The 12915-nt window shown below is 59.2% G+C and carries 8 protein-coding genes; 5 read left to right on the forward strand and 3 right to left on the reverse strand.

Going from position 1 to position 12915, the window contains the following annotated elements; genetic code table 11:
- Positions 1 to 13 precede the first annotated feature (13 nt).
- From AC07VO_RS17455 to AC07VO_RS17465, 3 genes are all read right to left on the reverse strand, one after another.
- On the reverse strand, positions 14 to 658 hold the full coding sequence (locus AC07VO_RS17455; protein WP_026286466.1) for a Pr6Pr family membrane protein: 645 nt from the start codon (positions 656 to 658) through the stop codon (positions 14 to 16).
- 2 nt (positions 659 to 660) lie between these two features.
- Positions 661 to 891 (reverse strand): VF530 family protein, encoded by a 231-nt coding sequence (locus AC07VO_RS17460; protein WP_018926655.1) that lies wholly within the window; start codon positions 889 to 891, stop codon positions 661 to 663.
- Between the two features lie 160 nt (positions 892 to 1051).
- Entirely contained in the window at positions 1052 to 2440 is a 1389-nt protein-coding gene (locus AC07VO_RS17465) for an aminotransferase-like domain-containing protein (RefSeq protein WP_457327275.1), read from the reverse strand.
- Positions 2441 to 2787: 347 nt separating this feature from the next.
- Here AC07VO_RS17465 and AC07VO_RS17470 point away from each other — a divergent pair, with 347 nt between their 5' ends.
- The 5 genes from AC07VO_RS17470 to lon all read left to right on the forward strand — a co-directional run bounded on the left by AC07VO_RS17470 (position 2788) and on the right by lon (position 12218).
- Positions 2788 to 3993, forward strand: a complete 1206-nt coding sequence (locus AC07VO_RS17470; RefSeq protein ID WP_018926657.1) for a benzoate/H(+) symporter BenE family transporter — start codon at positions 2788 to 2790, stop codon at positions 3991 to 3993.
- A 139-nt stretch (positions 3994 to 4132) separates the two neighbouring features.
- A complete protein-coding gene (glyA, locus tag AC07VO_RS17475) occupies positions 4133 to 5371 on the forward strand; it encodes a serine hydroxymethyltransferase (protein WP_495007645.1) in 1239 nt (412 codons plus the stop codon).
- 243 nt (positions 5372 to 5614) lie between these two features.
- Positions 5615 to 6997: a carbohydrate porin gene (locus AC07VO_RS17480; protein ID WP_086946067.1), complete on the forward strand. Its 1383-nt coding sequence runs from the start codon at positions 5615 to 5617 to the stop codon at positions 6995 to 6997.
- Between the two features lie 150 nt (positions 6998 to 7147).
- Positions 7148 to 9556, forward strand: coding sequence for a glucose/quinate/shikimate family membrane-bound PQQ-dependent dehydrogenase (locus AC07VO_RS17485; RefSeq protein ID WP_086946066.1), 2409 nt, complete (start codon positions 7148 to 7150; stop codon positions 9554 to 9556).
- Positions 9557 to 9800: 244 nt separating this feature from the next.
- A complete protein-coding gene (lon, locus tag AC07VO_RS17490; RefSeq protein WP_064616264.1) occupies positions 9801 to 12218 on the forward strand; it encodes an endopeptidase La in 2418 nt (805 codons plus the stop codon).
- The last annotated feature ends 697 nt before the right edge of the window (positions 12219 to 12915 follow it).

Consider the following 12915-nt stretch of genomic DNA (forward strand, 5'->3'; position numbering starts at 1 on the left):
CCACAGTCAGTGTTCACTTGCGATCCGTGCGCCACCGATCCAACCCGATCACCAACAGTGAAACCAGCACAAACCCCGCCAACAATCCCCCAGCATTCACGAACACCTGTGGATAACCCAGTTTGTCGACATCAATGAACGGATAGGGATAAACCGCCAGCAGATGCCCACGCCAAAGCGAATAGCCGAAGTACACCAGCGGATAGATTACCCACAAGGCAATGTGCCGCAGCCGCAACGTCCCCTTGGGTACACAGAACCACCAATACACCAGGAACAGCAGCGGCATGACGTCATGCATCAGCTCATCGGCCAGCCATTGCCAGCCTTCGGGATGCCATAAATGGCGCAACAACAGGCTGTACGCCACGCCGACCACCGCGATACTCACCGCAATGGCACTGCTCACCCACGGCTGCAAAAACCAGCGTCGCGCCGCCGACTCGCGAGACGTCAGTTCACAGGTCAGCACCACCGCCACCAGCGTATTGGTCAGCACCGTGAAAAAGCTGAAAAAACTCACCAGCCCGCCCAGCAGGCTGGCCGCGATACTCCAGCGGGCATAGAGAATCAGGTACATCTGAATGCTCAAGCCCGCCCAGCCCAGAATCGCCGCCACGGCCACACAACGACGCCTCGCGATCGAGGGTATGACCATGCTCAGACCGGGCGCTTGGTGCGCATCAGTTTCACGTACAGGCGTTCGACCTTCTCCCGCGCCCACGGAGTTTTGCGCAAAAAGGTCAGGCTCGACTTGATGCTTGGGTCGCTCTTGAAGCAGCGGATATCGATACGCTCGGCCAGCCCCGACCACTCGTAGTGCGCAACCAGGGCGTTGAGGATTTGCTCCAGCGTCACGCCGTGCAGGGGATCAGGGTTGTGTTCGGTCATGCCGGGCCTTCGAACGATGAAAGGATGGGAAGCCGCGCACCTTAACGGAGGCTTTCGTCCGGTGGAAGGGCTCCGGACAGAGGCATTCGTCAGAGACTGAATTAACTGTAGGTGAGTTGGCCATCATCCGAGGGACAAACGTCAGGAGATAGCGCCCGGCTCAGTAATAACGACGCGGATCCGAATCGATCAGGCTGGCCAGCTTGGTCAGGGCAAACCGCAATTCGTCCTGGCTGGTGGGCGACATCAACACCAGTCGCACGCAGCGCGTAATGCCACTACGTTCGGCCTGGAACTGGGTACCGCTGAGGACCAGCACACCGTTGGCACGGGCCAGCATGGTGAATTCGTCGCTGGTCCAGGGCTCGGGCAGCGTCAACCAGACATGGTAGGCATACGGCTGGGTCTTGAGTTCGAAATTGGCGAAGATTTCCTGAGCGATCGCCTGCCGCCCGGCGGCTTCGTTGCGCTGAATGCGTATCAGCTTTTTATCCAACCCCTCGGTGATCACGTTGCTGGCCAACTGAGCGGTCAATGGCGACGGCATCCAGACGCTGCTGCGCACCATGGAGGTCAGGCGCGACAGCAGTTTCGGCGGGCTATAGAGATAGCCAATCCGCAAGGCCGGCATGACCGACTTCGACAGACTGGTCAGGTACACCGAACGATCCGGGGCAAACGCCGACAGCGGCTTGATCGACGGGTCGGTGGCCAGAAAACCGTAGATGTCATCGTCCAGGATAATGAAGTCGAACTCCTCGGCCAACGCCGCGATTTGTGCCCGACGTTTTTGCGACATGATCGCCGCCGTTGGGTTCTGGCACGTCGCCACACAGACAAGCATCGCCGGTTTCTCACGCAGGCACAGTTCGCGCAGCGCTTCGGGAATGATCCCTTCATCGTCCATTGGTACGCCACGCAGGCGTCGTTCCAGTCCGTGGGCAAGGGAAATGATGCCGGGGTAGCAGAGCTCCTCGCAGAGCACCAGATCACCGGCGTTGGTCAACGCACTCATCGCGACCATCAAACCATGCTGTGCGCCGGCGGTGATCACCACTTGCTGCCATTGTGCATCGGGCAACGAATGGCGCAGCCATTGCGCGCCCGCCTCGCGATGAGCCGGATGACCGCCATCGGGGGCATAGTCGAGGGTATGGGCAAAATCCGTGCTTTTGGCCATGCCCACCAAGGCTCCACGCAACCAGTATTCCAGGGTTTCGCTGTAAGGCTTGATGATCGAAAGGTCCAATAACTCAGACTGCCCAAGATTCAGCGAAACGGCACTGTTGCTGGCCGGCAGTTCCAACTGTTTCTGGTTGAGCACATAAGTGCCACGCCCCACTTCCCCCTGCACCAGACGCCGCCGATGGGCTTCGCTATAGGCACGACTGATGGTACCGGGCGTGACATTCAGCGTGGTGGCCAGCTCCCGCAGGGTCGGCAGACGATCACCTTCGTTCAACACGCCGTTGCTGATATCGCGCGCCAACGCATCGGCAATCGACAAATACATCGGCTGGTTGAATTCGCTTAGCTGAGGAACCCACATGAATGACCGCTACCATCGTAGAAATGATGAATATCCGAGCATATCACAGGGTGGTCAGGCAACTAATAAATGGACTCAATCAATAAATTGAGTCGATTGATTCGACGAATGAATCGAAAAGCATCTTTCACGAAAAATATTTTCAAACCAATAAATATATTTATAAATCAATTAGTTATTTAAAAAAAATCTGACAAATACACCTTGATAACCAAAAAGCATCTCGTAACAACCCATCCACCCATTGAATCAACTCAATTCATTCAAATACACTCATCTCGAATCGAATCAATCGACTCAATCTCATTCTGAATCACCGCGTGCCCGCCACGCCAAGTCGAGACATCATGGACACACTCAGAAAGGATCTATCCCTGTCAGCGATCATTGCAGGCTTCATCGCCGTGATCATTTCCTATGCCGGCCCGCTGATCATCGTGTTTCAGGCGGCCCGGGAGGCACACCTGCCCAATGATCAAGTGTCGTCCTGGATCTGGGCTATTTCCATCGGCAGCGGCATTACCGGTCTGTTATTGAGCTGGCGCTTGCGGATTCCGGTGATTACGGCATGGTCGACACCGGGTGCGGCGTTGCTGGTGTCGATGCTGCCCACGGTCTCCCTGCCCGAGGCCATCGGCGCCTATGTGGTGGCTTCGGTGATTATCGCGGTGGTCGGCTTGTCCGGTGCGTTCGACAAATTGATGAGTCGCCTGCCAAAAGCCATCGCCGCCGCTATGCTCGCCGGCATCCTGTTTCGTTTCGGCGCTGAACTCTTCACCTCAATCAAGCTGCAGCCGAGCATGGTGCTGTCAATGATCGCGGCGTACCTGCTGTTCAAACGCTTTTCACCGCGCTACGCCATCCTGTCGGTATTGATTGTCGGCTGCGCCGTGGCCGCCTCGTTCGGTGGACTCAACACAGGTTCGATCACCGTCGATGTCGCTCACCCGATCTTCATTGCCCCGCAGTGGAGCTGGCACGCGATCATCAATATCGGCCTGCCGCTGGCCCTCGTCACCCTGACCGGGCAGTACGTGCCGGGCATGGCGGTGTTGCGCACCTCGGGCTACAACACCCCCGCGCGCTCGATCATTTCGGTCACAGCCATCGGCTCGATTTTGATGGCGCCATTCGGCTCCCATGGCTTAAACCTGGCAGCCATCACCGCCGCTATCTGCACCGGCCGCGAAGCCCATGAAGATCGCGACAAGCGCTACATCGCCGGGATCGCCTGCGGGGTGTTCTACATTCTGATGGGCATCTTCGGCGCGACCCTCGCTTCGGTGTTTTCTGCCTTGCCCAAAGAGCTGATCGCCTCCCTCGCCGGCCTGGCCCTGTTCGGGGCGATCAGCGCCGGGCTGACCGGAGCCATGGCTGACGAGAAACAACGTGAAGCGGCGCTGATCACCTTCCTGGTCACCGCCTCGGGCATGAGTTTCCTGGGGCTGGCCGCTGCATTCTGGGGGCTGATCTTCGGGCTCGTGGCACATTTCGTACTGACCTACACCCGGGAAAGCAAATCCGGCACCGTCGTCGAGGGCAGCCGACCATGACCGTTCGTTACGACTTCACGGGCAGGGTCTGAAAGACACGTCCATTTTTCTTTCCGACACCAGCAAATCCCAGTCACGGGTGCTGCCGTATCACGCGCCAGCCCCTTGGCTGAAGCACTCATTTAAAGGAATGCCCTCCATGAGCCTGCAGAATCTAGACCCCACCCTCGCTCGCCTGATCGGCCGCGAACGCAACCACCAGGAAACCCACCTGGAGTTGATCGCCTCGGAAAACTACGTCAGCGAAGAAGTGCTGGAAGCCCAAGGTTCGGTGCTGACCAACAAGTACGCCGAAGGCTACCCAGGCAAGCGCTATTACGGTGGCTGTAAAGTGGTCGACGAGATTGAAAGCCTCGCCATCGAACGTGCCTGCAAACTGTTTGGTAGCGAATATGCCAACGTCCAGCCGCACTCCGGCTCCCAGGCCAACCAGGCCGTGTTTCTCGCCGTGCTCAACCCTGGCGACACGATTCTGGGAATGTCCCTGGCCGATGGCGGCCACTTGACCCATGGCGCCTCGGTAAACTTCTCCGGCAAGTTCTACACCGCCTATTCTTACGGCCTGGAAAAACACAGCGAAACCCTCGACTACGCCGAGATGGAAGCCCTGGCCCGGGAACACCGACCGAAAATGATCATTGCCGGTGCCTCGGCGTATTCAAGGACCATCGACTTCCAGCGTTTTCGCAACATCTGCGATGAAATCGGGGCGTACCTGATGGTCGACATGGCGCACTACGCCGGACTCATCGCAGCCGGCCTGTACCCCTCGCCGGTCGGCATTGCCGACTTCGTCACCTCGACCACTCATAAAACGCTGCGCGGCCCACGGGGTGGTCTGATCCTGGCCAAACGCGAACATGCGGCGTTGCTCGACAAGACGATATTCCCGGTCTATCAGGGTGGGCCTCTGATGCACGTCATCGCCGCCAAGGCCGTAGCGCTCAACGAAGCCCTCGGTGATGAGTTCAAGCACTATCAGCAACGCGTCATCGACAACGCCAGGAGCATGGCGAATATCCTTACTCGACGCGGCCTGCGGGTGGTGTCAGGGGGCACCGACTGCCACATGTTCCTGCTCGATCTGCGCGCGAAGAACATCACCGGAAAAGATGCCGAGGCGTTGCTCGAGAGCGCCCACATCACCTTGAACAAGAACGCGATCCCCGACGATCCGCAAAAACCTGCGATCACCAGCGGCATCCGCATTGGCACACCCGCCCTGACCACGCGGGGCTTCGGTGAAGCCGAATGCGCCGAAGTGGCCAACCTGATTGCCGACCTGCTTGAGCAACCGACCAATGCGGTGCTGCTGGACAATGTCCGTCGACGGGTGATGCATTTGTGTGAATGCTTCCCGGTCTATCTGTTGAATTAACGGCCCTGAAACATAGCGAGGCGGACTATTCAGTCCGCCTTTTTTTTGCGCCACCCGGCACTGCGGCGACCGGTCGCAGCCGACTGTTACCAAATCCGAAATGATCCATGTCAGTAAAAGCCCTTTCTCAATGTGTTACAGAACATTATCCTTACGCCCGTCCTGCTGAAACGCTTCTCCCCTGCTGCATTCCTGCTGCGTTCAGCGCATCCCCTTTAGAAAAAGATCAAGAACTCCGTCTCTATGCCTGATTTTCAAACTCCGCGAGACAGCGCTGTCTCACCCGCTGTGTCCAGCCGAAAAGCCCTGAAGCTGATCAGCGGGCTCACCGCTCTGGGCCTTGCCACTTGCGCCCAGGCCGCGCCAGCCTTCGATAGCAACTCGCCATGGATGCTGGGTGACTGGAACGGCACTCGCACCGAACTTTCGGAAAAAGGCTACGACTTCAAAGTCGATTACACCGGCGAAATGGGCAGCAATCTGCACGGCGGCTACGACCATGACCGTACCGCGCGCTACAGCGATCAGTTTGCCTTGGGCACTCACCTGGACTTGCAGAAGATTCTGGGTTGGGACGACGCTGAATTTCAGCTGACCATCACCGAACGCAATGGCAACAACATCAGCAACGACCGGATCAACGACCCGCGTGTCGGCGGTTTCACCTCGGCGCAAGAAGTCTGGGGCCGTGGCCAGACCTGGCGCCTGACGCAGATGTGGTACCAGCAGAAATTCTTCGACCAGAAGCTCGACATCAAGGTCGGCCGCTTTGGCGAGGGTGAAGACTTCAACAGCTTCCCCTGCGACTTCCAGAACCTGGCGTTCTGCGGCTCCCAGGTCGGTAACTGGGTCGGTGGCATCTGGTACAACTGGCCCGTCAGCCAGTGGGCCATGCGCGTCAAATATCACCTGACGCCCGAGCTTTACGCACAAGTCGGGGCTTACGAGCAAAACCCGTCCAATCTGGATCGCGGCAACGGTTTCAAGCTCAGCGGCAGCGGCACTCAGGGCGCAATCCTGCCGGTAGAACTGGTCTGGACCCCGAAGCTCAATGGCCTGCCGGGTGAATACCGCGCCGGTTACTACTACAGCAGCGCCAAGGCCAGCGACGTTTATAAGGACGGCAATGGCCAGCCGGCCGCCCTGAGCGGCGAGGCTTACCGCAGTGCATCGAGCAAACATGGCGTATGGCTCGGTATTCAGCAGCAACTGACCAGCCGCGCCAGCGACAATTCACGCGGCCTGAGTGTGTTCGCCAACGCCACGATGCACGACAAAAAGACCAACGCCATCGACAACTATGTCCAGGCCGGTGTCGTCTACAAAGGCCTGTTCGATGCCCGCGCCAAAGACGATATCGGCTTCGCGCTGGCCCGTGTCCACGTCAACCCGGCCTACCGCAAGAACGCCGAGGCCACCAACCAGGCCCGCGCCGCCTTCGACTTCGACGATCCGTCGTTCCTGCCCCCGCAAGACACCGAATACAGCAGCGAGCTCTATTACGGCGTGCACGTCACCAACTGGCTGACCGTGCGCCCGAACCTGCAATACATCCGCCACCCCGGTGGCGTGGACAAGGTCGACGACGCGCTGATTGGCGGGATCAAGATCCAGTCATCGTTCTGATCAAACGCATAAAACCTGTGGGAGCGGGCAAGCCTGCTCCCACAGGGACCGCATCAACCAAACACTTTTTCGATGAACCATGCCCGCGCCAGATCGTCATCTACAGTGAACTTGCGCGGGACTACTTAAAACGTCACGGAGAACCACACTATGAGCACTGATGGTGCTTTGAGTCGAAGCCGTTTATTGCCGACCCTGCTCGGCATTCTGCTTCTACTAATGGGCCTGGCCTTGCTGGCCGGGGGGATCAAGCTGAGCATGCTCGGCGGCTCGCTGTATTACCTGCTGGCCGGTATCGGCCTGATGGTGGCCGGTGGGCTGCTGCTGGCCGACCGTTATGCGGCGCTGAGCGTGTACGCTATGGTGCTGTTCGCCAGTACCGTCTGGGCACTGTGGGAAGTCGGTCTGGACTGGTGGCAACTGGTGCCGCGTCTGGCGCTGCTCTTTACCCTCGGCATCGTCATGCTGCTGCCATGGTTTCGTCGCCCGTTGCGTCGCGGCGACTTCAACCCGGTCGGCACCGGTGTGCTGAGTGCTGCCGTGGTCATCGCCGGTATCGCCGCGCTGGCCAGCCTGTTCACCAACCCCGGTGAAATCAAAGGCCAACTGGACCGTGACGCCGTGCCTGGCATGAGCAACACCGCCCCGGCCATGCCGGATGGCGACTGGAACTCCTACGGCCGCAGTGCCCATGGCGATCGCTACTCGCCACTGGCGCAAATCACCCCGCAGAACGTCAGCAAACTGGTTCCCGCCTGGACGTTCCGCACCGGTGACCTGCCTGGCCCGAACGACCCGGGCGAAACCACCGCCGAAAACACCCCGCTCAAAGCCAACGGCATGCTCTATGTCTGCACGCCGCACAGCCAGGTGATCGCACTGGACCCGGACACCGGCAAGGAAATCTGGCGTTTCGACCCGAAGCTCTCCACGCAGAACGCGGCGAACTTCAAGGGTTGGGCGCACATGACCTGCCGTGGCGTGACCTATCACGATGATGCCACCTACGCATCCGAGCAGAGCCCGACCGGCACTGCCAACCCGCCAGTGACCAGCGTCTGCCCGCGCCGGATCTTCCTGCCGACCGCCGACACCCGTCTGATCGCCCTGAACGCCGACACCGGCAAAATGTGCGAAGACTTCGGTAGCGGTGGCCAGGTCGACCTGACCGCCAACATCGGCAGCTTCACCCCAGGTGGTTACTACTCCACTTCGCCACCGGCGGTCACCAAAGACCTGGTGGTGATTGGCGGCCACGTCACCGACAACGTTTCCACCGACGAGCCAAGCGGCGTCATCCGCGCGTTCGACGTGCACACCGGCAAACTGGTGTGGAACTGGGACAGCGGCAATCCGGACGACACCACGCCGATTGCCGAAGGCAAGGTCTACACCCGCAACTCACCGAACATGTGGTCCATGTTCGCCGTCGACGAAAAACTCGGCATGCTGTACCTGCCGATGGGCAACCAGACCCCGGATCAGTTCGGTGGCGCGCGTACCCCTGAATCGGAACTGCATTCCGCCGGCCTGACCGCGCTGGACATCGCCACCGGCAAAGTGCGCTGGCACTTCCAGTTCACTCACCATGACCTGTGGGACATGGACGTCGGTGGCCAACCAACCCTGATGGACCTGAAAACCGCAGACGGTGTGAAACCGGCGGTGCTTGCGTCCACCAAGCAAGGCAGCATTTACGTGCTGGACCGCAGCAACGGCCAACCGATCGTGCCGATCAATGAAATCCCGGTGCCGCAAGGCGCGGTGGAAGGCGACCACACTTCGCCGACCCAACCGATGTCCGACCTGAACTTCGTGCCGCCGACCCTCAAGGAACGCGACATGTGGGGCGTGACCCCGTTCGATCAGATGCTGTGCCGGATCGACTTCAAATCCCTGCGTTACGACGGCATGTTCACGCCGCCGTCGCTGCAAGGCTCGATCGTTTATCCGGGTAACTTCGGCGTATTCGACTGGGGCGGCATGTCGGTTGACCCGGTGCGTCAGATTGCTTTCGTGAACCCGAGCTACATGGCGTTCAAATCGAAACTGATCCCGGCCGCCGAAATCGCCAAACAAGGCCCTCGCGTCAGCGAAACCCAAGGCGTACAGCCCAACAAAGGCGCGCCATACGGCGTGATCCTCGAAGCCCTGCTGTCGCCAATGGGCCTGCCATGCCAGGCACCGGCGTGGGGTTACGTGGCGGCGGTCGACCTGACCACCCACAAAACCATCTGGAAGCACAAGAACGGCACCGTGCGCGACAGCTCGCCGGTTCCGATCCCTCTGAGCATGGGCGTACCGAGCCTGGGCGGGACCTTCACCACTGCCGGTGGCGTTGCCTTCCTGAGCGGCACCCTCGACCAGTACCTGCGCGCCTACGACGTGAAAAACGGCAAGCAGCTGTGGGAAGGCCGCCTGCCAGCCGGCGCGCAAACCACACCGATGACCTACACCGGCAAGGACGGCAAGCAATACGTGCTCGTTGTTGCGGGTGGTCACGGCTCGCTGGGCACCAAGCAAGGTGACTATGTGATTGCGTACAAACTGTCGGAATAAGCGGTAGCGGCAGTTAAAACAAAGGCGACGCCCTGTAAGGGGCGTCGCCTTTTTTTGTGGGCGCTGCAATCCCCGCCATCCCCAAAATCCCTGTAGGGCGGCGTGCATCTTTTGATCTGGCTTTTGACCTTGATCCACCCGCACCTGTCAAAACCCTGAACACACACTCTGAAATAGCCAGGGCCATTGAAACCACCCCCCACCTGCCCCATCTAAGATCCATACCCTATTGCGCAGGTGCCCCATGACCGACCAGCAAGAATTTCCCGAAGACCCGAGCGAATACGCAGAAACAGACAACGCCGAACACCATGCACCCGGCAAAGGCCTTACCCTGCCTGGCCAGAACCTGCCGGACAAGGTCTACATCATCCCGATCCACAACCGGCCTTTCTTCCCGGCGCAAGTGCTGCCGGTGATCGTCAACGAAGAGCCGTGGGCCGAGACTCTCGAACTGGTGAGCCAGTCCGACCACCATTCCCTGGCCCTGTTCTTCATGGACGCCCCCCAGGACAACCCGCGCCATTTCGACACCAAAGCCCTGCCGGAATACGGCACGCTGGTCAAAGTCCATCATGCCAGCCGCGAAAACGGCAAACTGCAATTCGTCGCCCAGGGCCTGACCCGGGTGCGCATCAAAACCTGGCTCAAGCACCATCGCCCACCGTACCTGGTGGAAGTCGAATACCCGCACCAGCCCACCGAGCCGACCGACGAGGTCAAGGCCTACGGCATGGCGCTGATCAATGCGATCAAGGAGCTGCTGCCGCTGAACCCGCTGTACAGCGAAGAGTTGAAAAACTACCTCAACCGCTTCAGCCCCAACGATCCGTCGCCCCTGACCGACTTCGCCGCCGCCCTGACCTCGGCCACGGGCAGCGAGTTGCAAGAAGTGCTCGACTGCGTGCCGATGCTCAAGCGCATGGAAAAAGTCCTGCCGATGCTGCGCAAGGAAGTCGAAGTCGCGCGCTTGCAGAAAGAGATTTCCGCTGAAGTTAACCGCAAGATTGGCGAACATCAGCGCGAGTTCTTCCTTAAGGAACAACTCAAGGTCATCCAGCAAGAGCTGGGGCTGACCAAGGACGATCGCAGCGCCGACATCGAACAGTTCGAGCAACGCCTGACGGGCAAAGTGTTGTCGCCCCAGGCGCAGAAACGCATCGTTGAGGAAATGAACAAACTGTCGATCCTCGAAACCGGATCGCCGGAATACGCGGTGACCCGCAACTACCTCGATTGGGCGACTTCGGTGCCGTGGGGCGTGTATGGCGAGGACAAACTCGACCTCAAGCATGCGCGCAAGGTGCTGGACAAACACCACGCCGGCCTCGACGACATCAAGGACCGCATCCTCGAGTTCCTCGCAGTCGGTGCCTATAAAGGCGAGATCAGCGGCTCCATCGTGTTGCTGGTGGGCCCGCCGGGCGTGGGCAAGACCAGCGTTGGTAAATCCATCGCCGAATCCCTCGGTCGACCGTTCTACCGCTTCAGCGTTGGCGGCATGCGTGACGAAGCCGAGATCAAGGGCCATCGCCGCACCTACATCGGCGCACAACCGGGCAAACTCGTCCAGGCGTTGAAAGACGTCGAAGTGATGAACCCGGTGATCATGCTCGACGAGATCGACAAGATGGGCCAGAGCTACCAGGGCGACCCGGCCTCGGCGCTGCTGGAAACCCTCGACCCGGAACAGAACGTCGAATTCCTCGACCATTACCTGGACTTGCGCCTGGACCTGTCGAAAGTGCTATTCGTCTGCACCGCCAACACCCTGGACTCGATCCCCGGCCCGTTGCTGGACCGGATGGAAGTGATTCGCCTGTCGGGTTACATCACCGAAGAAAAAGTTGCCATCGCCAAGCGTCACCTGTGGCCGAAACAGCTGGAAAAGGCCGGCGTATCCAAAGGCAACTTGAGCATTAGCGACACTGCATTGAGGGCCTTGATCGACGGCTATGCCCGTGAGGCCGGAGTCCGTCAGCTGGAGAAAAACCTCGGCAAACTGGTGCGCAAAGCGGTGATGAAACTGCTCGATGAACCGAAAGCCGTCATCAAACTCGGCCCCAAAGACCTGGAAGCCTCACTCGGCCGCCCGGTGTTCCGCAACGAGCAAGTACTGTCCGGCGTCGGCGTGATCACCGGGCTGGCCTGGACCAGCATGGGCGGCGCGACCCTGCCGATCGAAGCCACGCGCATTCACACCCTCAACCGAGGCTTCAAACTCACCGGGCAACTGGGAGACGTGATGAAAGAGTCGGCGGAAATCGCCTACAGCTACGTCAGCTCCCATCTGAAGCAATTCGGCGGTGACCCGACGTTCTTCGACGAAGCATTCGTCCATCTCCATGTACCCGAAGGCGCAACGCCGAAAGACGGCCCGAGCGCCGGCGTAACCATGGCCAGCGCCCTGCTTTCGCTCGCCCGTAACCAGCCACCGAAAAAAGGCGTAGCCATGACCGGTGAACTGACGCTGACCGGGCATGTACTGCCGATTGGCGGTGTGCGCGAAAAAGTCATCGCAGCGCGTCGGCAGAAGATCAATGAACTGATTTTGCCGGAGCCTAATCGGGGTAATTTCGAAGAGTTGCCGGAATACCTGAAAGAAGGGATTACCGTGCACTTTGCCAAGCGCTTCGCGGATGTGGCGAAGATATTGTTCTGAGCCGTCACCTGATCGTTTCCATGGGTTGGGAATAATCAGACTCAACAAAAAGCCCGCTGACCTTTTAAGGGGGCAGCGGGCTTTTCATTTGTGCTACGTCTGCGGATCTAGATTATCGAGCACGCGGTTGATCATCGACTATCAAGCTCGCCTCCACGAATGCTGTCTCAAAAACTCACGAAACTGAGTTCTGAATACAATATTCCGATCATTTGACTCAGTTTCAAACGATTCTGAGACAAGCGAGCTGCCGCAGGCTGCGATCTTTTGATCTTGAAAACCAACGTCAAAAGATTGCACCCGCCATGGACTGATCGGCTGTCAGGCCGCCTTCGCGGGCAAGTCGGATCGCCGCACCGCTCCCCCCTACGATGGAGCGGCGTACACCCGCCAAACTACAGGCCGAGCGTTAGCTCGCCTGCCGCTTTTGATCTTGATTCACCCGCCCCTTCGGGAGGCTGAGTGGAGGTGTTCATCTGGGGATTGGCGCGCAGCGCCGTTCGACGCAGTCGAACACATCGCATGTAGGTTGAAGCGAAGCCAACCGTAGGGCGATGCCCCCAGATGGATACCGGAGCGAAGGAACCCCGAGCCTTAGCGAGGGGCCGTACGTTCGGGGCGTGAAGGGATCAACCACATAGGTAACAAAACAGTTCAAGCACATAGGTAACACCTGACTACTTACTTCTGATCACCT

This window comes from Pseudomonas sp. GW821-FHT03E01 (assembly GCF_059420765.1).

Bases quoted from the DNA above. Each gene is read 5' to 3' on its own strand.
- glyA (WP_495007645.1), top strand. From the start codon at position 4,133: ATGAGCCTGCAGAATCTAGACCCCACCCTCGCTCGCCTGATCGGCCGC.
- AC07VO_RS17455 (WP_026286466.1), bottom strand. From the start codon at position 658: ATGGTCATACCCTCGATCGCGAGGCGTCGTTGTGTGGCCGTGGCGGCG.
- AC07VO_RS17480 (WP_086946067.1), top strand. From the start codon at position 5,615: ATGCCTGATTTTCAAACTCCGCGAGACAGCGCTGTCTCACCCGCTGTG.
- AC07VO_RS17465 (WP_457327275.1), bottom strand. From the start codon at position 2,440: ATGTGGGTTCCTCAGCTAAGCGAATTCAACCAGCCGATGTATTTGTCG.
- AC07VO_RS17470 (WP_018926657.1), top strand. From the start codon at position 2,788: ATGGACACACTCAGAAAGGATCTATCCCTGTCAGCGATCATTGCAGGC.
- lon (WP_064616264.1), top strand. From the start codon at position 9,801: ATGACCGACCAGCAAGAATTTCCCGAAGACCCGAGCGAATACGCAGAA.
- AC07VO_RS17485 (WP_086946066.1), top strand. From the start codon at position 7,148: ATGAGCACTGATGGTGCTTTGAGTCGAAGCCGTTTATTGCCGACCCTG.
- AC07VO_RS17460 (WP_018926655.1), bottom strand. From the start codon at position 891: ATGACCGAACACAACCCTGATCCCCTGCACGGCGTGACGCTGGAGCAA.